We start from the raw sequence: 21,125 nt of genomic DNA on the forward strand, positions 1-21,125 counted from the left end.
ATGACAGTGCAACCCGTCATGGACTTCCACGTGCGCTTGGCTCCCCGGGCCGGAGCACGGGAGCGGCTGCTGGCGGCGCTCGACGACTGCGGGCTGGATCGGGCGGTGGCGTGCGCCGGCGGCACCATCGATCTCGACCGGTTGTCCCGTCAGCTCATCCTGGGAGGGCACGTCGAGACGGACGCCGGCAACGACGCGGTGCTGGCCGCCTGTGAGGGCACCGACGGACGCCTGGTGCCCTTCTTCTTCGCCAATCCGCACCGGCTGCCTGGTGCGTACCGTGCCAGGGCCGCCGAGTTCCGCGGCTTGGAGGTGTCACCCGCCGTCCACGGCGTAGGCCTGACCGACCCGCGTGTCGCGGCGCTGGTCGACGTGGCGGACACGTTCGGCCACCCCGTGTACGTGGTCTGCCTGGCCCGCCCCGGCGCGGGGGTGGCCGACCTGGTTACGCTGGCCCGTCGATTCCCGCAGGTGAACTTCGTGCTCGGCCACTGCGGCATCGGCAACATCGACTTCTACGCCCTCGCTTTGATCGAGGACGAGTCCAACATCCACCTGGAGACCTCCGGCGGCTACACCTGCGTGGCCGAGGCGGCGCTGCGCCGTCTGGGCGCCGGCCGGGTGTTGTTCGGCTCCGAGTACCCGCTCCAGCACCCGGCCGTGGAGCTGGCCAAGTTCGGGTCCCTGCGCCTACCGCCCGAGCAGTGGCAGCGGGTCGCCTGGGACAACGCTCACCGACTGCTAGGAGAGGAAAAGCCATGAACGCCTCGAGCTCCAGCCTGCCCCAGCTCGGTCAATGGAACGGCATGGACGACGTACGGCGTCTCCAGGAGAGGCAGTTGCCGCAGACCATTTCCTGGGCCGCCCGCTCGCCGTTCTACGGCAAACGGCTGAATTCGGCCGCCCTGCCCGCCAGCACCGCGGACCTCGCCACGTTGCCGCTGACCACGAAGCAGGACCTACGGGACAACTATCCGTACGGCATGCTCGCCGTGCCCAAGGAACGGCTGGCCACCTACCACGAGTCCAGCGGCACCGCCGGTCAGCCCACACCTTCGTACTACACCGAGGAGGACTGGATCGACCTGGCCGAGCGCTTCGCCCGCAAGTGGTGCGGCATGTCGGAGAAGGACATCTTCCTGGTGCGCACGCCCTACGCCCTCATGCTGACGGGGCACCTCGCGCACGCTGCCGGCCGCCTGCGAGGGGCCACCATCGTGCCCGGCGACAACCGCTCGCTGGCCATGCCCTACGCCCGCGTGGTTCGCGTCCTGCACGACCTGGGGGTGACGCTGACGTGGGCGGTGGCGACGGAGTACCTGCTGTGGGCCGCCGCGGCGACCATCGCCGGGCACCGGCCCGGCGCCGACTTCCCCGCGCTTCGCGCGCTGTTCACCGGCGGCGAACCGCTGACCACCGCTCGCCGCCAGCGGATCAGCAGGATATGGGGCGTTCCGGTCATCGAGGAGTACGGCTCCACCGAGACCGGCAGCCTGGCCGGCGAGTGCCCGCACGGGCGGCTGCACCTGTGGGCGGACCGGGCGATCTTCGAGGTGTACGACCCGGCGACCGGCACCGTCCGCACGGAGGGTCAAGGGCAGCTCGTGGTCACGCCGCTGTACCGAGAGGCCATGCCGCTGCTGCGCTACAACCTCGAGGACAACGTGGAGGTCTCTTACGCCGACTGTGCATGCGGATGGGGTCTTCCCAGCGTCAAGGTGCTCGGCCGCTCGGCTTTCGGCTATCGGGTCGGCACGGTGACGGTCACTCAGCACCGCCTGGAGGAGCTCGTCTTCTCCCTCCCGGACTCGTACGGGGTGCTGTTCTGGCGGGCAAGGGCCGAACCGGAGGTCCTGCGCGTCGAGATCGAGGTGCCTGAAGAGCACCGGGAGGCCGCCCGGGCAGAGCTGACCGCATCGATACGGACCGAGTTCGGTGCCGACAGCGACGTGGCCGGGCTGCCGCCGGGCACTCTGGTTCCGAGCGCCGTCCTGACCTCGATGTCGGACGTGGTCAAACCCCGCAGCCTGTTCGGCCCGGGCGAGGACTGGGACAAGGCCCTCCTCTACTACTGAATCTTTGGGTGAGCCGACATGCCGCAGATGAGCGTGGCCATTGTCGGGGCCGGCATCGCCGGCCTCACGTTCGCCGCCGCCCTTCGCCGGGCCGGCGTCGACGTCCATGTCTATGAGCAGGCGCCGCGCCTGTTCGAGGTGGGGGCCGGGGTGCAGTTGGCGCCCAACGCCACCCGGCTGCTGCACCGGCTGGGCCTGGGAGATCGGTTACGTGCCGTCGCGGTGGCGCCGCAGGCGATCGAGATGCGCCGCTGGGACGACGGCACGCTGTTGCAACGCACGCCGCTGGGCGACCTGTGTCTTCTCAGGTTCGGGGCTCCCTACTACACCGTGCACCGGGCGGACCTGCACAGAAGCCTGCTGTCGCTCGTACCGCGCGAGCGAGTGCACCTCGCCGCCCGCTGCGACGCCGTGACGCAATCGGCCGACGCCGCGCGGCTGACGATGGGCGACGGCACGACGGTCGTCGCGGACCTGGTGGTGGGCGCCGACGGTATCCACTCGGTGGCGCGGGAGCACCTCGCGTCCGATCGGCCCCAGTACTCCGGGCAGACGATCTACCGGGGTCTGGTACCGGCAGAACGCGTGCCCTACCTGCTCGCCGAGCCACGGGTGCAGCTGTGGTACGGACCGGACCAGCACTGCGTGTGCTACCCGGTGTCGTCGGGTCGGCAGGTGAGCTTCGGCGCCACCGTGACCGCGCCCGACTGGCGGGAGGAGTCGTGGTCGGCGCGGGGAAGTGTGCGCGATCTCGCGCCGGTGTACACGGGCTGGCACGAGGACGTCACCCGTCTGATCGACGCGGCGGAGACGGTCAGCAGGTGGGCGCTGCACGATCGGGAGAGCCTGGATCGGTTCGGCTCCGGAAGAGTGGCCGTCATCGGTGACGCCGCACATCCGATGCTGCCGTTCCGGGCGCAGGGCGCGAACCAGGCGATCGAGGACGCCGTCGCCCTCGCTCGCTGCCTCCTGGAAGAGGGTGCGGACGGCCTGGGCGCTGCCCTGCGCCGCTACAGCCGGATTCGCCTGTCACGTACGAGCCGGATCCAGCGTGAGTCGCGCGACAGCGTGCGCAGCTTCCACCTGGCCGACGGGGACGCACAGCGACGCCGCGACACCGCCGCCCGCACCTCGTCGGGCCTGGACCGGCATCAATGGCTGTTCGGCTATGACGCGGAACGAGCCGTCGCCGGCCGAGCCGCGGCCGTCCAGAACAACGGATGACCGACCACGGGAGATCATGATGGAACTGTCCGGAATCGAGTCGAAGGTCGCACTGGTCACTGGCGCGGCCCAGGGCATCGGCGCGGAGGTGGCGCGCACGCTGGCGAATGCCGGAGCGCACGTCGCAGCGGCGGATCGCAACGCCGAAGGGCTCGCAACCGCCGTGGCCAAACTCGCGGCCGAGAGTCTGCCGGTCCGCGGACACACCGCCGACGTAGCGGACAGTGAGGCGGTGGAGGCGCTTGTCCAGCGGGTCGAAGACGAGCAGGGCCCCATCGACATACTCGTCAACGCGGCCGGGGTCCTGCGCGTCGGCAGAGTGGCCGATATGCCGGACCGGCATTGGAGCGAGGTGTTCTCGGTCAACGCGGACGGCGTGTTCTACGTCTGCCGCGCGGTGGCCCGCCGGATGATCCCGCGTCGCCGCGGCGCGATCGTGACGGTGGCCTCCAACGCCGCCGGTGTGCCGCGAACGGAGATGGCCGCCTATGCCGCGTCAAAGGCCGCGTCCGCCCAGTTCACCCGGTGTCTGGGGCTGGAGCTTGCCGATTACGGCATCCGGTGCAACATCGTCTCGCCCGGCTCGACCGATACTCCCATGCTGCGCGCGATGCTCGGGGAGCAGGTCGATCCGGCGTCGGCGATAGCAGGCTCACCGGCCGCCTATCGCGTCGGCATTCCCCTGAGAAAGCTGGCCCAGCCTCGGGACGTGGCCGAGGCGGTCGCGTTCCTGGTGTCCGATCAAGCGGGGCATATCACGATCCATGACCTGTACGTCGATGGCGGCGCCGCCCTGCACGTATGACGTCATCCCAGAAGATCCAGCAGCGGAACAGGAGACAGGCGATGGCCATGAAGAAGATAGCGCCGTACCGCATGCCCGGCGACGATGATCTGCCGATCGCGGAGGTGCCCTGGCGGCCCCGCCCCGACCGGGCTGTCGTGCTGGTACACGACATGCAGCGGTACTTCCTGCGGCCCTTCGCCGCCGGGCAGTCGCCGCTGAGAGAGCTCGTGGCCAACACCGCGAAGCTGATCGCGGTGGCACGGGGGGCGGGTGTGCCGGTGATGTACACGGCTCAGCCGGGTGGCATGAGCACCCACGACCGCGGGCTGCTGAACGACTTCTGGGGCCCGGGCATGGGAGTGGAGGAGGCCGACCGCGGGATCGTCGACGAGGTGGCTCCCGAGGCGGACGAGACGGTGCTGACCAAATGGCGCTACAGCGCGTTCTACCGCAGCGACCTCGAATGGCTGCTGGGGCGCTGCGGCCGCGATCAGCTCATCGTCTGCGGCGTCTACGCCCACGTCGGATGCCTCATGACCGTCTGTGACGCGTTCACCCGTGACATCCAGCCGTTCCTCGCGGCGGACGCGATGGCCGACTTCTCTCTCGAACATCACGTCATGGCGCTCCGCTACGCCGCGGGCCGGTGCGCGGTGCCGCTGCCCACGGCCGACATCCTCAAGGAGCTGGAGGCTCAGCCGGCCGCGTCCATCACGTCCTCCGCCGGCGCTCGCCCGGCCGAATAGTGCAGCAGGGTCAGCCTGGCCAGCTCGATGCGCGAGCGAATGCCCAGCTTCTGATAGATCCGGCGCAGGTGGTAGTTGACCGTGTGCGGTGACCGCAGCACGCGGCTGGCGATCTGCTGGTTCGTCAGTCCTTGGCTGACCAGATGCGCGACCGTACGCTCGAGGTCGCTCAATTCCGTCCAGCCGGAGACCTGCGCGACAGGCCGGGCGAGCTGGATGTTCAGAACCTGCAGCCGTTCCCCGGCCCGCGACGCGTCCAGGGGCGGGCCTGCGCGGTCGGAGGCGGCGAAGGTGAGCCGCTGGGCTGCGGCGTCCTGCTCCAACGCCGTTCGCGCGGGCTGCGGGAGCGACGCGAGAACGCAGCGCCAGAACAGGTTCTGGGAGAAGACGAGCCGGTCGCCGTCGCAGGCGAGTATGTCCGCGGCGAGCGCCTCCTCGACCGGCGCGAGCAGTTCTCCCGCCGGCCGGCGGAGCATCTTCGTCGCATCGCCCAGCTCGAAGCGCGCGCCGAGCACCGCGGCCGTTTGCAGGAGCCGGCGGCAGTCACCGCTGAGCTCCGCCATGCACCTTCGTACGCACCCTCGCACCCGGTCCGGGGGACGGCCGGCGGTGCTGTCCACGGCCTGGGCCAGTTCGACGGCCAGCAAGGGGTTTCCACCGGTCGCCCGCATGAGCTCCGGCAGACCGGTGACGGCGCATGCCGAATGGTCGGCCACCAGCAGCCCGGTGGCCTGGGCGGACAGTGGGCGCAGGTCCACGAGAGCGGCCGCCGGGTGTGGAAGGGCGAAGAGCCGCTGGACCTCCGGCCCTCCGGCGTGGCGGCGGCGGCTGAGGATCCAAGCGATCGGCTGATCACGCAGCCGCCACGGCAACGCGCACAGGCTGCGGGCGAACGCCGGATCGGCATGATGGACGTCGTCCAGGACCACGAGGACGGGTCGCCGCGACGCACGGGCATCGAGGAGGGCGCCGAGCGACCCCCCTGGCGGCCAATCGCCGTCCAGTACGGTGAATCCGAGGCGGCCGGCGGCGTCGGCCGCCTCCCGCAGCAGCCGTGTGCGGCCGCTGCCCCACCCGCCCTCGACGTGCAGGACGGCGCTCGCGCCCGCCGCGACCAGGTGGATCATTCGCATGATCTGCCGCTCTTCTCCCTCGCGGCCACGTAGCTTCTGGGTCATCGGCGCTCCGATCCAACCGGTCCCGGACGACGTGACCGGGGGCCGCGGGCGAGCGGGACGGCACTGGCCGCCACGACCACCGACGCGGCGGCGAACGCACCGCGGATTCCACCGATCCCGTAGTTCGACAGACCCCATACCAAGGTCGCCATGGCCGGGCCGAGCGCGAAGCCGCCCTGCCGGGCCACGCTGGTCGCGGCTCCCGCCGTGGCGAGGAGCCCGCTGGGAGACGCCGACATCGCCGCGCTCATGTTCGGCGCATTGAACAGTCCGATGCCGGACCCGGCGACGGCGAGCCGCCACGCCACGTCCGCCGCCTGCCAGGACTGACTCGCCGGCATGAGCGCCAGCAGGCCGCATGCCAGCGCGACCAGCCCGAGAAGCGCGATGCGCCGGTACCCGAATCTGTCCGCGAGCAGCCCGGCGGGCGGACCGAGTGCGGCAGCGGCCAGCGGAAAGGCCAGCATCGTCAGCCCGGCGACAGGAGGAGAGGTCCGCAGCACCGTCATGAGGTAGTACGGGACGATATAGAAGAGCAGCCCTGTGGCCGCCGCGGTGGCGGCCAGCGCGGCGAGCGGTCCCCGCATTTCAGGCAGTCTGAGCAGACTCCGCACCGGCACGCTCGCGGGGAGCCGGCGCCAGGCCACGATCAGCGGTACCCCCACCAGCCCCAAGGCCAGCCACTGCGGTTCACGGCCGGTGGCCAGCGTGAACGCGATCATGACGGCGCCGGCCGCTCCTATGAGAAACGCCGCCTCCACAGCCGCGCCACGCTCAGGCGGAACGATCCTCCCGGTACGCCGAAGCCGGACGAGTGCAAGGACGATCAGCGCTCCGCACGCCGGCACGTTCACGTAGAAGATCCACGGCCAGCCTGCCGAGGCCACGAGCAGGCCGCCGACGGCCGGCCCGCTGATCAGCCCGAGCATCCCGAGCGTGTCGACGAAGCCCATCGCCCGGCCGCGTACCCGAGCCTCGACGGACGTGGTGATCAGCACCGGAATCAGCGTCATCAGCGAGGTACCGAACAGTCCCTGGACAACCCGCGCGGCGATGAGCCAGCCGATCGACGACGCGAGGCCCGCCGTGAGGCTGGAAGCCGCGAACCCGGCACAGGCGCAGACCAGCGCAGCCCGGTGATCGACGTGGTCCAGCCATCGCCCCACGGGCAGCGCCAGCGCCACCAGCGGGAGCAGGTATCCCAGTACGACCCACTGCGCGGTGGCCGTCGGAGCCGCGAGCGTGTCACGGATGGCCGGTAGCGCCACATTGACGATGCTCATGTCGAGCGAGGCCATGAACACGGCCAGCCCCATGCCGCCGACAATCCACCAACGGTTGTCAGGAGAACGCCGGTGAAGCTCATCGTGGCGTGTCTGGATCACTGTCGCGCCCCTATTCGGGTCTGTTCTCCGCTGTTCGCGCTATTCCGCCGCTGTCCGTCGTGAGGCACCACCGTTTCGTGCGGTACTGACACGTAGAGCCTCACCGGTTTCGACCGCGCGAGCCATCGCCCATTCACGTGATTCACCGGGTGGAATACCGCGAACACGTGAGGACCGGCCGTCACGGCGCCGGGTACGGTCAGCGGACCGGCCATTCAACTGGGGCTTCCACGGCAGGAGGGACAGTCCAATGTCCGATCGCATTCATGTCGTCATCATCGGCGGGACGTCGGGAATCGGGCGGCATGTCGCCGAGTCGTTCGCCGCGCGCGGCTGTGACGTGGTCATCACCGGCCGCACGGAGCGCCGGGCCAAAGGCGTCGCCGACGAGATCGGCGGGCACACCCGTGGACTCGGACTGGACCTGACCGTCCAGGAACAGATTCCGGCCGCGCTGTCAGACGTGCACAAAGTGGATCGGCTGGTGCTCACGGCACTCGAGCGGGATCACAATACGGTTCGCGAATACCGTCCCGCCGACGCGATGCGCATGCTGACGATGAAACTCATCGGCTACACCACCGTCATCCATGCTCTCGCCCCGAGAATGTCCGACGGCAGTTCGGCCGTGCTGCTCGGCGGGCTGGCCATGCACCGGCCCTATCCGGGCTCCACGACCGTGACGACCGCCAACGGCGGCATCAGCGCGCTGGTGAGAACGCTGGTGACGGAGCTCGCGCCGATCCGGTTCAACGCCCTGCATCCGAGCATGGTGGCCGATACGCCGTATTGGCGCGACAAGCCCCACGGCTGGGAGGCCGTCAAGGCGCGTACGCCGACCAAACGGCTGGTGACGATGCAGGATTGCACCGAGGCGATCGCGTTCCTGCTGGAGAACCGATCGATCAACGGTGTCAACCTGAGCATCGACGGGGGAGAGCTGCTCATCTGATGGGGCCGTGCGCCGGACCGGATGCCGTGATCCTCCATGGACTCCATCGGCCGGTCGCGCCCTGCCCGTGCTCCCGCTCCTCGCGACTGTAACGAGAAAGATCCCGGGCCGAGAACAGGGCCATGCCCACGTGGAAACCCTCGACCGGCACCGGGGTCCTCGCCCAGTACGCGCGCCGACCGTCGACGTACCAGACCGCCTCTGACGTCTCGGACCGGTAGTCGATGGCGTAGCGGTGCTCGCGCCCCGGCTCCGTCGGCACCTCCAGAACCACCCGGTGGACATAGTGCTCCTCCGGGCGGCTCACGCCGGGAATGACCAGCCTTTCGACCACCGCGTAAACGGTGTCATTGGTCGCGGCGAAGTTGAACACGACACCGGTTTCCAGGTCGAAGACGTTCATCGTGCCGAAGGCGTCGAGCAGATCGCCGGGAAGCTGACCATAGGTCTGCACCGCCATTTCGACCGCCACCTTCAGCCGGCCGCCTGCCGGCACGATGAAGCGCTGGACGGATTGGTACATCTGTTTGGCGTTGTTCTGCATCGGGTCCGTGTCGTGGAAGCGGCTGAACGGATTGACACTCAGCTCGAAGCGGCCGTCACCGGTGCGCAGCCGTGCGTTACGGTCCTGATAAGCGTGCCGTTCGCCGTTGGCGCCTTTTACCGCCAGGACTCTCCAACGGGTGGGATCGAGTTCACCGCTGGTGAAATCGTCGTACGTCCACGCGTCTCTTCTCGACGCCACGTTCATCGGGGCTCCTTTCAGCGTTCCCGGGATAGGCCCGCACGGCGCCATCGGGCGGCGGGCCACGGCCACATTGTCACCACCATTGACCGCGGCGGCGTCGCCGCACATCGCACTTTCGCGTGGTTCGGCCGAGGTGGCGCGCCATTTTCAGACCACGCTGTGAATCCCGTATTTGGGTCATGCTCGCTGCGGCGCGATGACAGATGCTGCGTTTCTGGCCATCACGTCACGACGAGGAGGTGTCATGGGCAGGATGAGCTCGCTGTCGGAAGGCGACCGCTACGTCGCCGTACATGACAGTGCCCGGTTCACAACCCTGCGTCGCCGGCAGCGGACATTCACGCTCTGGGCAGGCGCGGTATTCACGGGATGGTGGTTCCTCGCCAGCCTGCTCGGCGCCTTCGCCCCCGGCTTCTATCGGCAGATGATCGCCGGGGACCTGAGCGTCGGCCTGCTGGTCGTACTGGCGACGTTCGTCCTGGTACTGGTGATCGCCGCAGGCTACCTGAGATACGCACGGGCCACGCTGGATCCCCTCGCCGAACAGATCCGCGCGGATCTGGAAGGAGCTCCCCGATGAGTAACGGTTTCGCGGCGCCGGCGATCGGGTTCGCCATCTCCGTCGCCCTGGTCGCCGTACTGTTCGGCATCGTGGTCGCGGCGCGTCGCGGTCAGCGCACCCCGACCGACTTCTATCTGGGCGGCCGGCGGATCGGCGCCGGGCAGAACGCTCTGGCCCTGTTCGCGAGCTTCATCCTGCTCTCGACCATGGTCACGATGACCGGGCACATCGCGCTCAACGGCTTCGACGCCTTCATCTTCGCGTCGGGCTTCGCGGTGTCCTGGCTGGTCGCGCTGCTGATATTCGCAGCCCCGCTGCGCAACGCCGGCGGATGCACGATCGGCGACGTCTTCGCCATGCGCGCCGGTGAGCGGTCCGCCAGGACCGCGTCGCTGGTGGTCACCCTGCTGCTCTTCGGCACCTACTTCATCGTCATGATGAACGCGGTCGGCATCGTCGCCGCGGTGATGTTCGACGTCGACTCCCGTGTCGTCCAGGCCGTCGTCGTCGCGGCCGCCGGCCTGATCGCCACCCTGTTCGTGGTCATCGGGGGAATGCTCGGAACGACCCGGGTGCTGGTGGTCAAAGCGATCCTGGTCATCGCGATCCTGGCGGCGCTGACCGTGGTCGTCCTGGCCAAGTATCAGCTGAACCTGGCCCAGCTGCTCGATGACGCCCAGGCCAGGGCACTGCCCCATCCAGGCGGCTACGACCTGCTGGAGCCGGGCCGCGAGTTCAGCGAAGGCAGCCCGGTCGTACACCTGTCCAAGCTGTTCGCCGTGCTCGTCGGGCACGCGGGGCTGCCGTACATGTTCATGCGCTACTTCACGGCCTCCTCAGGCCGGGACGCGCGCAGGTCGGCCGGCTGGGCAGGCATGATGTTCGTGCCGTTCTACCTGTGCACCGCTGTTCTCGGCCTGGGCGCTGTCGCGTTGCTCGGCGGACAGAACATCGGCATGACGCCGCCCACACGCGACATCACCATGACGAGGCTTGCGGATCTCCTCGGCGGACCATGGGCGGTCGGCGCGCTGGGCGCGGTCGCCCTGCTCATCGTCACCGGAGTGCTCGCCGCGCTGCTCATCAGCGCGGTGACGTCCGCCACGCGGGACCTTCGTGTGCTGCGCCGGGTACAGGAGGCTCCGGCCGCCGAACTGCGCGCCGCCCGGCGGAACACCGTGGTCATCGGGATCGCGGCCGTGGTCGTGAGCGTCGCGTTGCTGCCCTTGCCCACCCATGCCCTGATTCCGATAACGGTCGACCTCGGCGGCGTCGTCCTGCCGGCCGTCCTGTACTCGCTGTTCTGGAGACGCTTCAACACCGCGGGGCTGCGCTGGACGGTCTTCGGAGGAATCGCCGTGACCGGGATCCTGTTCCTGTTCTCCGGCCTCCTGTCAGGCACTCCGGTCGCCCTGTTCCCGGGCTTCGACATCCATCTCATCGATATCGACCCCGCGCTGGTCGCGGTGCCGCTCACCTTCCTCATGGGGTACCTGGGCACGATCAGCAGCCGCGAGCGCGATGACGCCGGCTTCGCCGAGCTCCAGGTCCGTGCCTTCACGGGCGCCGGCGAACCCGCCAGGCAGGACCATTCCGCCGGGCCCGATCTCGCGAAGGAACCCGCTCGGGCGGACCAGACGCCCAGCGAAGCACGCTGAACCGCGCGAACGGGTGTGGGGCGGGCCGAACCGCCCCGCACCCCAGGAGGCAATCGTGGATCCGGCACCGATTCTCGTGGTGGGCGCGGGCCCTGTGGGCATGGTCGCGGCCCTGACCCTCGCCCGTCACGGCGTATCCTGCATTCTCGCCGAAGAAGGCTTCGAGACGACCAATCATCCGAAGCTGGACTTCGTCAACTCCCGCAGCATGGAATTGCTCCGGCAACTCGGCCTCGCCGACGACGTCAGGTCCGCCGGTGTGGGGCCGGAGCACCCATCGGACGTCATCTGGTCGACCGGCCTCGCCGGTGAGCCCATCACCGTGTGGAGAATTCCCTCGGTGGCCGAAGAACAGCGGCGCATCGCGGAACGAAACGACGGCACCCAGCCTGCCGAACCCGGGCAGCGCCTTTCACAGATCGACTTGGAGCCCGTCCTGCGCGCCCACTGCCGGCGGCACCCTCTGATCGACCTCCGGCGCGGCTGGCGCTTCGATTCCCTCACCCAGGACGACGACGGCGTCACCAGTCATCTGGTCAACACGCTGACCGACGACCAGGCCACTCTGCGGTCCCCCTACGTGATCGGCTGCGACGGCGCGTCGAGCCGGGTCCGCAAATCCGTGGGCATCGGCCTGAAGGGCTTCGACGTGCCCGAGCTGCCCAACGCCCTCATGGTGCATTTCAAGAGCCGTGATCTGGGCGGCCTGCATCGGCACGGGCGGTTCTGGCACTACTTCGCCTTCAAGTACATCATCATCGCCCAGGACGAGGCGGACACCTGGACCGTGCACGTGAACGGCACGGAGCCGGCCGAATTCGACCCGCTGCCCGCCGATCCGGCGGCATTCGCGCTCCACACGATGCGGACGGACCTGAAGATCGACAAGGTGCTTCTGACGTCTCGCTGGCGTCCCGGCTTCCTGATCGCAGATCAGTACCGTGCCGGGCGGGTCCTCATCGCCGGGGACTCCGCTCATCAAATGTTCCCGACCGGCGGTTACGGCATGAATTCCGGCATCGCCGACGCCATAGACGCCGCCTGGAAGATCGCCGCCCTCGTCAAGGGCTTCGGTGAGCCCGGTCTCCTCGAAAGCTACGAGGCCGAGCGCCGGCCGGTGGGCCTGCGCAACATGCGGACATCACACAGGCACCTCGGCGTGCACCTGAAGGCGGGAGGGCTTCTCCGCGAAGGTGCCTCGCTGCAGGCCGTGGCCTCGTTTCTCGAGGAGGAGCGGGGCGAGAACGAGTACACCGGGATCGAGCTGGGCTACCGCTACAACGGCTCCGGCATCGTCTGTCACGACGATTCACCTGAGCCCTCGTGGAGCCCCCGGCGCTACACGCCGACGACCTGGCCCGGAGGCCGCCCGCCGAGCGTCCTTCTCGATGACGGCAGGCCGATCCACGACCGGCTCGGCTCATGCTTCACGCTCGTCGACTTCGCCGGTGACGGCCGCGCGGACGCCCTCCTCACAGCGGCGACCGCTCAGGGGCTGCCGGTCAGGCACACCGTGGTGACCGACCCCGTGGCCCGGCAACTCTGGGAACGCGACCTCGTCCTGGTGCGGCCTGATCAGCATGTCGCCTGGCGCGGGAACAGCCCCCCGGCGAACCCGGCGGCCGTCGTGCGGCGGATACGCGGCGCGGCGCCCACCGCCTCCGAGACGACCGGCAGAAAGAGGACATCGAAATGACCGGGCAACGCGTGCTCGAAAGATTTCGGGAAACCATGGTGGGGCCGACGAGGTTCATGAACGTGCTGTGCTGTTTCGAGCTCGGAATCATCGACGCGCTCAGAAGACACCCCAGGATGACCGCCGGCCAGCTCGGCGATGCGGTCGGTGCCGCACCGGACGCGGTCGAGCAACTGCTGCACCTGCTGGTCAAGGAGAGCTTCGTCTCGTATGACGCCGATTCTGGCGCCTACGCTCTCGACGGGCTCGCAACCGTTGCCGACGAGGATCTGCAGCGCGTGCTCGCCATCATGAACATGATCAAGACGGTCGTGCTCCGGCAGAGCTTCTATCTCGCCGACAGCGTCCGCACCGGCAGGACGGTCGGTCTCAAGAATCTCTACGGACACGACGGAAACCTGTACGAAGCCCTCGCGGAGCACAAGGACCTCCGAGAGTCCTGGGGCACGATGATGGACACCATCACCGCGCACATCGACCCCTGGTTCTTCGAGAACATCGACATACCGGCCGGTTCGAAGGTGCTCGACCTCGCGGGAAACACCGGTCTTGGCGCGATCCTCACCTACCGGCTGAAGGCTTCCCCCGGTCTTCGCGTGGCGACCTTCGACCTTCCCGAGAAGGAAGCCGAGTGCCTGCGGAACTTCAAGGAGCACGGGGTGGAGGAGCACTGCTCGTTCATCGGCGGCGACGTCTTCGAGAAGGTGCCCGGGGGATTCGACGTCGTGCTGATCAAGCACTTCGTGGACATGTTCGACAAGAAAGAAGTGTTCAACATGCTCGTCAACGCCAACCGGGCGCTCGAAGCAGGCGGGCAGGTGAACATCCTGGGGCCGGTATACCCGGAAGACGTCAAGGATTTCCCGGCGGTCGACTTCTTCCCCACCTATTTCCTCGGCTGCACGATGGGTCAAGGTGGACCGCAGAAGCTGTCGACATACCGGGACTGGCTGACGGAATGCGGGTTCACGGTCACCAGGGCGATCGCTCAGGACCCGGCCGGAATGCCGGCGGACGCCCTCGTCGCCCATGGCATCCTCTGCGCGACCAAGACGGCGCCGGCATGAGGTGAATCGCCGGGCCCGGCGAACCATTCACCGACAACTGCCGCTCATTCGCGGGATCGACTCGTGATCTGGCAGGTCAAGCGAAAGGAGAACGTCCGGTGACGAATACAAGGCGATCTTGGAGCCGGCGTCTGAAGGGCTGGGTGACCCTCGCCACCGCGACGGTCCTGACGACGACATCGGCCACCGCGGCGGCGGCCTCGCCGCAGAAGGCGGCGAGCTTCGACCCCGATCAAGGCAACGCCCTGATCGAGGTGATCTACCCTGCGTTTCAGAAGGCCGTGCGCACGGTGACCCCGGACGGCTCCGACGCGACGATGGTCGCCGACCACATTCTGATGACGGAGGTGGCCTGGTTCGACGCCATCGCCCCCTATCACCAGACCGCGGTGGGCATCTATTCCAACCTGGGCCGGCGCCCTCGGAGCGAGGCCACGACCCGCAACAGGAACATCGCCGTCATCTACGCGGCCTACACCGCGCTCAACGCCGAGTTCCCCCAGTTCAAGAACGAGTTCCGCACCATGGTGGATTCGGCGGGGTTCAATCCCGATGACAGGTCGGAGGACACCAGCACGCCGGTCGGCATCGGCAACGTCGCTGCCAAGAAGGTCCTGGAGGCGCGGAAGCACGATGGCTCGAACCGGGACGGTGATGAGGGCGGCCGCAAGTACAACCTGCAGCCCTACTCCGACTACACCGGCTACCAGCCGGTCAACACCCCCACCGAGCTCCGCGACCCGTCCCACTGGCAGCCGCGGATCGTCGCTTCGAACGGTCTTTTCAAGGCTCAGCAGTACGTGACTCCTCAGTATGGCCGGGTCAAACCCATCTCCTACGGCAGCCCCACCGAGTTCACGCTGGCTCCGCCGGTCAACAGCGATCATCACAACCGCGCGGCCTACAAGCGCCAGGCCGACGAGATCCTGGACGCGTCGGCACACTTGACGGACCGGCAGAAGATGACAGCCGAGTTCTTCAACGACAAGATCTTCGCTCTGGGGCGCACGACCGGCACCGCGGCCTTCCAGCAGGGCGACTTCGATATCGAGAAGGCCGTCCAGTACGTCGCGACCGTCGACATCGCCATCTTCGACGTCGCCGTCGCCTCGTGGCACTTCAAACGGAAGTACGACACGGTGCGACCGTTCAGCGCGATCCGTTACCTGTACGGAGACAAGAAGGTGACGGCATGGGGCGGGCCGGGGAAGGGCACCGTCAGCGACATCACCGGAAACCAATGGCGTAGTTACCTGAACACCGCCGACCATCCCGAGTACCCGTCCACCTCCTCCGCGTACTGCCTGGCCTACGCGCAGGCGGCACGGCGTTTCCTCGGCACCGACAAGCTCGACGTGAGCGTCTCCTATAAGAAGGGATCCTCCATGATCGAGCCGGGGGTCACACCGGCCTCCGACGTCACTCTGAGCTGGGACAACCTGACCGATGTGGCCAATGACTGCCGCATGAGCAGGGTCTGGGGCGGTGTGCATTTCCGTTCCGCGGTCCAGAACGCCGAACAGTTCGCGCCCAAGGTCGGCGATCGGGTCTACACCTTCGTCCAACGCAAGCTCAACGGCGGCTGATCTGCCGCGACCCATCGGCGGCGCCTTCGAAAGGCGCCGCCGATGGCGTCTTCTTCAAGCAATCGACCGCTTGGCAGCCGGCGTCACGCTTCCTGAACGGATTCTTGTCCGAACGGGCTCAGTGCCACGCCGATGGCGGCCAGCCAGAACGTGACGCGGGTCTCTATCTCGGCTGCCATCAGCTCGAACGCCGCATAGCCGCCCCCGGGGGCGTTCGGGTCGGGGATGCTCCAGTGGATGTGGGTGGGGTCGCCGGAGAAGGGCGGGCACACCTCGCGGACCTTGTCGCACAGAGTGATCACATACTCGAAGTGCCGCTGGGCGAACACGCTCAGGTGCTTGGACTGCTGGCCGGCGATGTCGACGCCCCGAGCGGCCATCACCCGCACCGCATCGGGATGCAGCGGCTTGGGCTGGCTGCCCGCACTGAATCCTTGCACCCGGCCACCGGAGTGAACCCGGCTGAGGGCCTCCGCCACCTGCGACCTGGCACTGTTGCCGGTGCACAGGAACAACGCCGTGTACGAGGCTGTGCCAGGCGTTTCTGCCGCGGTGACGAATGGGGGATCGAGGGCCAGGCCCGGGTGCAAGGTTGCTCCGGCCTCGGTCAGCAATTGGGCGCACCGCCCCAGGTCGAGGTGGTAGTAGGTGTCGCGGCCGTCGAAGCTGCTGCGCCGGGCCGTCACCATCCCGCTGGCCCGAAGCCGCCCCAGGTGATACGAGATCAGATTTTGCGGCTGGCCGATCAGCGTCACCAGCTCCCGGACGCGGCGATCGCTGAGCGCCAGCTCCTGCACCAGCCGCCAGCGCAGCGGATCAGCTGCCATCCGCGCGAAAGTCGGCGGCTCGAGTCGTGTACCCGGCCTCATGCTCGAACGATACATCAACGTAGGATGTATCACTATATTTTGATGAGATAAGCCGAGCGCGCACTTGCCGGGTGCCGAGCCTGCGGCGTCGCCGCCGCTCCCAAGTTTACGGACGGGATCCGCGTCGCGGCCCGACGCGTTCGATCCTGCGCCATCTTCCGTGGTGATCGCGAGGACGGCATCCCGTGATGACGCCATATCCGGCTCGCGGACAGCGGTTTTGCGTGGCCGCTGAATCCCGACGTCAAATCGCGCGGACACGTGGTGTCCGATGGCATGCCGGCTCTTCAGACTTCGAGGTGAGAGTGACACACGGCTATCAGATTCGACACGAGCAGGTGTGGACATGCTGACGAATAGTCCGGTCGTCTTCTTCGGAATCATCACGCTGCTTGCAGTGTCGATTCACCTCTATCTGTGGGCGCGTCTCGTGCGCTCCACCACCCGGCCCGGCAGGGGCCGCCGCATCGGCACGATCACGATCGCGGGCCTCGCCATCCTCGGCGTGGTCGCGTTCATGATCACTCGGACCATCGGAGTCGACGCCTGGTGGCTGGCCTGGCTGGGGTACGTATGGATCGCCCTGATGTTCTACCTGGTGCTCGGCTTGCTCGTACTGGAGGTTCCCCGTGCGGCCGTCACGCTGTGGTGGCGACGGGCGAGGAGCCGATCCGCCGCCGCCGGAACGACATCCAGCCCGGGGACGGCACGACCCCGCTCAGCGGCGGCTCTCGTAGGGACACCGCGCAGCAGACTGGAAACCACGACCCGTGCGGCCGGGCATGAGACGACCACCGCAGGGGAGCCGAGCGATCTCGATATCCCGGAACAGCCGCCGGAGCTCGTCGATCCCGGACGCCGGTTGTTCCTCGCCCGTGCCTGCGCCGTCGCCGCTTGCTGTACCGCAGCGGGCATCGTCGGCTACGGCATGCGCACGGCGTTCGGTGATCTGCGGACTGTACGGGTGACCGTTCCCATCAATGGTCTCGACTCCCGCCTCTCCGGCTTCCGCATCGCCCTGATCAGCGACACGCATTTCGGCCCGTTCCTCCACAAGGAGCTCGCCGAACGCATCGTCACGCTGGTCAACCGCGAACAGCCGGACATGGTGGCGATCGCGGGGGACCTGGCGGACGGCACGGTCTCGGAGATCGGGCTCGCGAGCGAGCCGTTGCGTCGATTGCGGTCCCGCCACGGCACGTACTTCGTGACCGGCAATCATGATTACTCCTCAGGAGTCGACGAATGGATCGACCAGGTCCGGAATCTCGGAATGCGGCCCCTTCTGAACGAGCGAGCGGAGATCACATCCGGGAGTGCCGCCTTTGACCTCGCCGGCGTCAACGACGTCATGGCGCCCCTGTACGAGCGCCCAGGGCCGGACTTCGCCGCCGCGCTGGGCGACAGGGACCCCGGACGTCCTGTCATCCTCCTGGCCCACCAGCCCGTACAGGTTCACGCGGCCGTCCAGCATGGAGTCGATCTTCAGTTGTCGGGGCATACCCACGGCGGTCAGACGGCCCCCTTCGACCGGCTTATCGGACTGCAGCAACCGGTGGTAGCCGGCTTGGCGAGGAAGGGGCGCACCTCCATTTTCGTCACCCGGGGCGCCGGTCTCTTCGGCCCGCCCGTTCGTGCCGGGATTCCGCCCGAGCTCGCCATCGTCGAGCTCCAGTCGCGTTCCTGACGCTCGCGCGCCCGGATCATCGACGATCTCGCCGGTTCGGTCGTCCCGCGCGTCCCGGCACGTCCCCCAAGAAGCGCACAGAGGGGTGCACATGTTCATTCTTCGACGAATGAAGCTGGCGCGCGGAACGAGTCCGTGGCTCATTCCAGTGGCGGCCCTGACGGCGGCCGCAGTGGCCGGATCCCGGCGATCACGGTCATGGGCGATGGCCGCTCCACTGCTGGCGGCACTGACAGGGATGATGCTCTGGTTCTTCCGCGACCCGGAACGGCAGCCTGCGGAGGGCGGCGTCCTCTGTCCTGCCGACGGCGTCGTCCAGAGCATGGATCCAGCTCCGGACGGCCGCACTCGTGTGTCCATCTTCATGGGCCCGCTGAACGTTCACGTCAATCGGGCTCCCTGCTCCGGAACGGTGACCACGATCGAGCACATCCCAGGTGGCCACCTCCCCGCCTTCGACAAGGACAGTGAGCGCAATGAGCGGGTCGTCTGGCACGTGAACACCCGCCTCGGCGATCTGGAGTTCATCCAGATCGCCGGCGCCGTGGCGCGCCGCATCGTTCCCTACGCGAGCGTGGGGGAGACCGTCCGCCGGGGCGACCGGATCGGCTTGATCCGTTTCGGCTCAAGGGTGGACGTGTATCTCCCCCCAGGCCTGATGCCGGCCGTCTCCCTCGGACAGCACGTCCGGGCCGGACGTACGCCGTTGGCCTGAACAGGGCCGAAAAACCGCGATCTTCATCGACATCTGAGGAGGGCATGTTGAGCACCGACGGAGACGCCCAGATGACCACCCCGGTGCTTGAGGGGCTCATCGGGGCCGCCCCGGACAAGGGGGCGAAATTTGCCGCTCTTCAGCAGAGTGCCGCCTTCTCCCGCCTGCGGTCCCGCTCGCGACGCTATCTTGCTTCGGTCACCGCCCTCTTCCTGGGCGCGTTCACCGTCACCGTCGCTCTCGCGGGATGGGCGCCCGGCCTCTTCGCCATCGATGTGCTCGGGCACCTGAACCTCGGCATGCTGATGGCCATTGGGCTGATTCTGTTGCCCATTCCCGTCACCGCCGTCCACCTGCTCTACGCGGGCCGGGTTCTTGATCCCTTGGCCGAGCAGATCCGCGAGGAGCGGAGAAGGGGCCGGCAGTGATGGCCGTCACACCGTACGCACCATCGCGGTTTCCATGATTTTCAGCCTGATCATCCTGCTGGTGGTCTCGCGCTTCGGCCGCGCCCGCAATACCTGCTCAGACTTCTATGCCGGCGACCGGACCTTCACCTCGCCGCAGAACGGACTTGCGCTCTTCGGCACGTTCATGACGATGACGTCATTTCTCACCCTGAGCGATGAGATCGCGGTCAACGGGTACGACGGTGTCCTGTTCGCCGCCAGCTTCGCCGTCTCGTGGCTGGTCACTCTGCTCCTGGTCGCCGAACCGCTGCGCAACACGGGCAGGTACACGCTGGGCGACGCACTGAGCGTGCGGATGAAAGAGGGCCCCGTGCGCGTGGCAGGAGCGACCGTCACGCTGGTCGTCTTCTTCTTCTACATGACCATCCAGCTGATAGGCGCCGGCAGCTTCCTGGCGTTGCTACTCGGGCTTGACGGGCCGCTCGGCCAGGGCCTGGTCATCGCCACGATCGGAGGGCTCACCGCCGTGACGGTCTGCTACGGGGGGATGCGGGCGACGACCTGGACCCAGATAATCAACGCCGTCCTGCTGTTCGCCGCCGTGGTCGTCCTTGCCGGGGCGCTGCTCGTTCGCTATCGGTTCGACGTGTCCACGTTGCTCGCCGACGCGGCGAAGGCCGCTCCGGAACACGATCTCCTTCTGACACCGGGCGCGAAGTTCGGCCATGGGCCACACCGGCTGGAGTTCGTCTCCCAGTTGCTCACCGTGGTGCTCGGGTATGCCGCGCTGCCCTACCTCTTCATCCGCTACCTCACCGTGCCCCATGCCAAGGACACGCGCCGCTCGGTTTCGTGGGCCATCTGCCTCAGCACACCGTTCTATCTGCTCATCATTCTGATCGGCTTCGGCGCGGCCGCCATGATCGGGCTCGGGCACGTCCCTTTCGCCTCCGGGCAACGCCTCTCCGTAGCGCCCTTGCTGGCCTTCGAACTCGGCGGGTTGCCGCTGCTTGCGCTCGTCGCCTCGGTCATCTTCACGACGATCATCGCGGTGACCGCAGGACTGGCGCTCAGCGCCGCGGCCGGCTTCACCCGCGACATCTATGCCAACGTGATCAGGCGGGGGCCGCTCGACGAACGGCATGAGATCACGGTGGCGCGCCGTACTGTGGTGATCCTCTGCGTATTGCTGACCGTCTGCGCCATCCTGCTCATGGGGCAGAACCTCACGTTCATGCTGTCGCTCGACGTCACTCTGGCCGCGTCGTCAATTCTGCCGCCCCTCCTGCTCGCGTGGTTCTGGCGGGGATTCAACACAGCGGGGACACTCTGGAGCCTGTACGGAGGCGCCGCGGTCACCGTCGTCCTGGTCGCGTTCTCGCCGGCCGTTTCAGGCGACCCGCTGGCCCTGTTCCCCACCGTTGATTTCGCTTGGTTCCCGTGGAAGTACGTGGGCCTCATCTCGATACCCATGGCCTTTTTGCTGGGGTACGCGGGTGCCAAGCTCAGCGGAGACCGCGATGACGCGAAGTACGCCGAGATGGAGGTACGGGCCCTCACCGGCGCCGGTGCCGTGGAGGCGTTGCCCCGGGACGCGGGTGAGCCACCCGGCGCGAGCGGCATCACGGGCGCGGTCACGGCGATTCGCCGGATGACCCGGGCCGGCGGGCTCCCATGGAACAGGCGCCGATAGAGACCACGAACGGCCGTGGCTCGGGCGCGGCGGACCTCTTCGCTCCCGCGAACGGCTCTTTCGTCTCCCAAGAGGGATGCAGAGCTC

Annotated in this window: 19 protein-coding genes; 15 read left to right on the forward strand and 4 right to left on the reverse strand. The window is 67.8% G+C overall.

Translation table 11 applies throughout. The features are described from left to right. From ABEA43_RS55580 to ABEA43_RS55600, 5 genes are read left to right on the forward strand one after another with little or no spacing between them, the layout of a single operon-like run. The gene (locus ABEA43_RS55580; RefSeq protein ID WP_345575307.1) at window positions 1-762 is read left to right on the forward strand and encodes an amidohydrolase family protein; all 762 of its coding nucleotides are present in this window, start codon (window positions 1-3) and stop codon (window positions 760-762) included. Beyond that, window positions 759-2,075 carry a phenylacetate--CoA ligase family protein gene (locus ABEA43_RS55585; protein ID WP_345575309.1) on the forward strand — a complete coding sequence of 439 codons (1,317 nt, stop codon included), beginning with the start codon at window positions 759-761 and terminating at the stop codon, window positions 2,073-2,075. The genes ABEA43_RS55580 and ABEA43_RS55585 overlap by 4 nt, the downstream gene beginning before the upstream one ends. A gap of 27 nt (window positions 2,076-2,102) precedes the next feature. Next, entirely contained in the window at window positions 2,103-3,299 is a 1,197-nt protein-coding gene (locus ABEA43_RS55590; protein WP_345575311.1) for an FAD-dependent monooxygenase, read from the forward strand. A gap of 19 nt (window positions 3,300-3,318) precedes the next feature. Next, on the forward strand, window positions 3,319-4,104 hold the full coding sequence (locus ABEA43_RS55595; protein ID WP_345575357.1) for a 2,3-dihydro-2,3-dihydroxybenzoate dehydrogenase: 786 nt from the start codon (window positions 3,319-3,321) through the stop codon (window positions 4,102-4,104). Window positions 4,105-4,145: 41 nt separating this feature from the next. Then, window positions 4,146-4,832: an isochorismatase family protein gene (locus tag ABEA43_RS55600; RefSeq protein WP_425570618.1), complete on the forward strand. Its 687-nt coding sequence runs from the start codon at window positions 4,146-4,148 to the stop codon at window positions 4,830-4,832. Here the strand turns inward: ABEA43_RS55600 and ABEA43_RS55605 are convergent. Both ABEA43_RS55605 and ABEA43_RS55610 read right to left on the reverse strand, forming a co-directional pair. Beyond that, window positions 4,781-6,010 (reverse strand): LuxR C-terminal-related transcriptional regulator, encoded by a 1,230-nt coding sequence (locus tag ABEA43_RS55605; RefSeq protein ID WP_345575315.1) that lies wholly within the window; start codon window positions 6,008-6,010, stop codon window positions 4,781-4,783. The genes ABEA43_RS55600 and ABEA43_RS55605 overlap by 52 nt on opposite strands. Further along, a complete protein-coding gene (locus ABEA43_RS55610; protein ID WP_345575317.1) occupies window positions 6,007-7,326 on the reverse strand; it encodes an MFS transporter in 1,320 nt (439 codons plus the stop codon). Before ABEA43_RS55610 ends, ABEA43_RS55605 begins: the two co-directional genes overlap by 4 nt. Window positions 7,327-7,645: 319 nt before the next feature. Here ABEA43_RS55610 and ABEA43_RS55615 point away from each other — a divergent pair, with 319 nt between their 5' ends. Beyond that, entirely contained in the window at window positions 7,646-8,347 is a 702-nt protein-coding gene (locus tag ABEA43_RS55615) for an SDR family NAD(P)-dependent oxidoreductase (protein ID WP_345575319.1), read from the forward strand. Here the strand turns inward: ABEA43_RS55615 and ABEA43_RS55620 are convergent. Further along, complete coding sequence (locus ABEA43_RS55620) at window positions 8,340-9,098, reverse strand: DUF6081 family protein (protein ID WP_345575321.1); 759 nt, start codon at window positions 9,096-9,098, stop codon at window positions 8,340-8,342. The two genes, ABEA43_RS55615 and ABEA43_RS55620, sit on opposite strands and share 8 nt — an antisense overlap. A gap of 241 nt (window positions 9,099-9,339) precedes the next feature. Here ABEA43_RS55620 and ABEA43_RS55625 point away from each other — a divergent pair, with 241 nt between their 5' ends. The 5 genes from ABEA43_RS55625 (at window position 9,340) to ABEA43_RS55645 (ending at window position 15,664) form a co-directional block, all read left to right on the forward strand. Next, window positions 9,340-9,675, forward strand: a complete 336-nt coding sequence (locus ABEA43_RS55625; RefSeq protein WP_345575323.1) for a DUF485 domain-containing protein — start codon at window positions 9,340-9,342, stop codon at window positions 9,673-9,675. Further along, complete coding sequence (locus tag ABEA43_RS55630; protein WP_345575325.1) at window positions 9,672-11,315, forward strand: solute symporter family protein; 1,644 nt, start codon at window positions 9,672-9,674, stop codon at window positions 11,313-11,315. The genes ABEA43_RS55625 and ABEA43_RS55630 overlap by 4 nt, the downstream gene beginning before the upstream one ends. Window positions 11,316-11,370: 55 nt before the next feature. Then, window positions 11,371-13,011 (forward strand): FAD-dependent monooxygenase, encoded by a 1,641-nt coding sequence (locus tag ABEA43_RS55635; protein WP_345575327.1) that lies wholly within the window; start codon window positions 11,371-11,373, stop codon window positions 13,009-13,011. Between the two features lie 56 nt (window positions 13,012-13,067). Then, a complete protein-coding gene (locus ABEA43_RS55640) occupies window positions 13,068-14,078 on the forward strand; it encodes a methyltransferase (protein ID WP_345575329.1) in 1,011 nt (336 codons plus the stop codon). Between the two features lie 143 nt (window positions 14,079-14,221). Further along, window positions 14,222-15,664 (forward strand): vanadium-dependent haloperoxidase, encoded by a 1,443-nt coding sequence (locus tag ABEA43_RS55645; protein WP_345575331.1) that lies wholly within the window; start codon window positions 14,222-14,224, stop codon window positions 15,662-15,664. Window positions 15,665-15,747: 83 nt separating this feature from the next. On the opposite strand, the gene ABEA43_RS55650 is transcribed toward ABEA43_RS55645, so the two are convergent. Beyond that, the gene (locus ABEA43_RS55650; protein ID WP_345575333.1) at window positions 15,748-16,548 is read right to left on the reverse strand and encodes an arsenate reductase/protein-tyrosine-phosphatase family protein; all 801 of its coding nucleotides are present in this window, start codon (window positions 16,546-16,548) and stop codon (window positions 15,748-15,750) included. A 331-nt stretch (window positions 16,549-16,879) separates the two neighbouring features. Between ABEA43_RS55650 and ABEA43_RS55655 the strand changes: the two genes are divergently transcribed. From ABEA43_RS55655 to ABEA43_RS55670, 4 genes are all read left to right on the forward strand, one after another. Then, the gene (locus ABEA43_RS55655; protein ID WP_345575360.1) at window positions 16,880-18,220 is read left to right on the forward strand and encodes a metallophosphoesterase; all 1,341 of its coding nucleotides are present in this window, start codon (window positions 16,880-16,882) and stop codon (window positions 18,218-18,220) included. A 91-nt stretch (window positions 18,221-18,311) separates the two neighbouring features. Next, window positions 18,312-18,935 carry a phosphatidylserine decarboxylase gene (locus tag ABEA43_RS55660; RefSeq protein WP_345575335.1) on the forward strand — a complete coding sequence of 208 codons (624 nt, stop codon included), beginning with the start codon at window positions 18,312-18,314 and terminating at the stop codon, window positions 18,933-18,935. A gap of 44 nt (window positions 18,936-18,979) precedes the next feature. Then, complete coding sequence (locus ABEA43_RS55665; RefSeq protein ID WP_345575337.1) at window positions 18,980-19,363, forward strand: DUF485 domain-containing protein; 384 nt, start codon at window positions 18,980-18,982, stop codon at window positions 19,361-19,363. A 34-nt stretch (window positions 19,364-19,397) separates the two neighbouring features. After that, the gene (locus ABEA43_RS55670; RefSeq protein WP_345575339.1) at window positions 19,398-21,038 is read left to right on the forward strand and encodes a solute symporter family protein; all 1,641 of its coding nucleotides are present in this window, start codon (window positions 19,398-19,400) and stop codon (window positions 21,036-21,038) included. Window positions 21,039-21,125: the final 87 nt, after the last annotated feature.

Source organism: Nonomuraea rosea, from assembly GCF_039539705.1.
Lineage (GTDB): Bacteria > Actinomycetota > Actinomycetes > Streptosporangiales > Streptosporangiaceae > Nonomuraea > Nonomuraea rosea.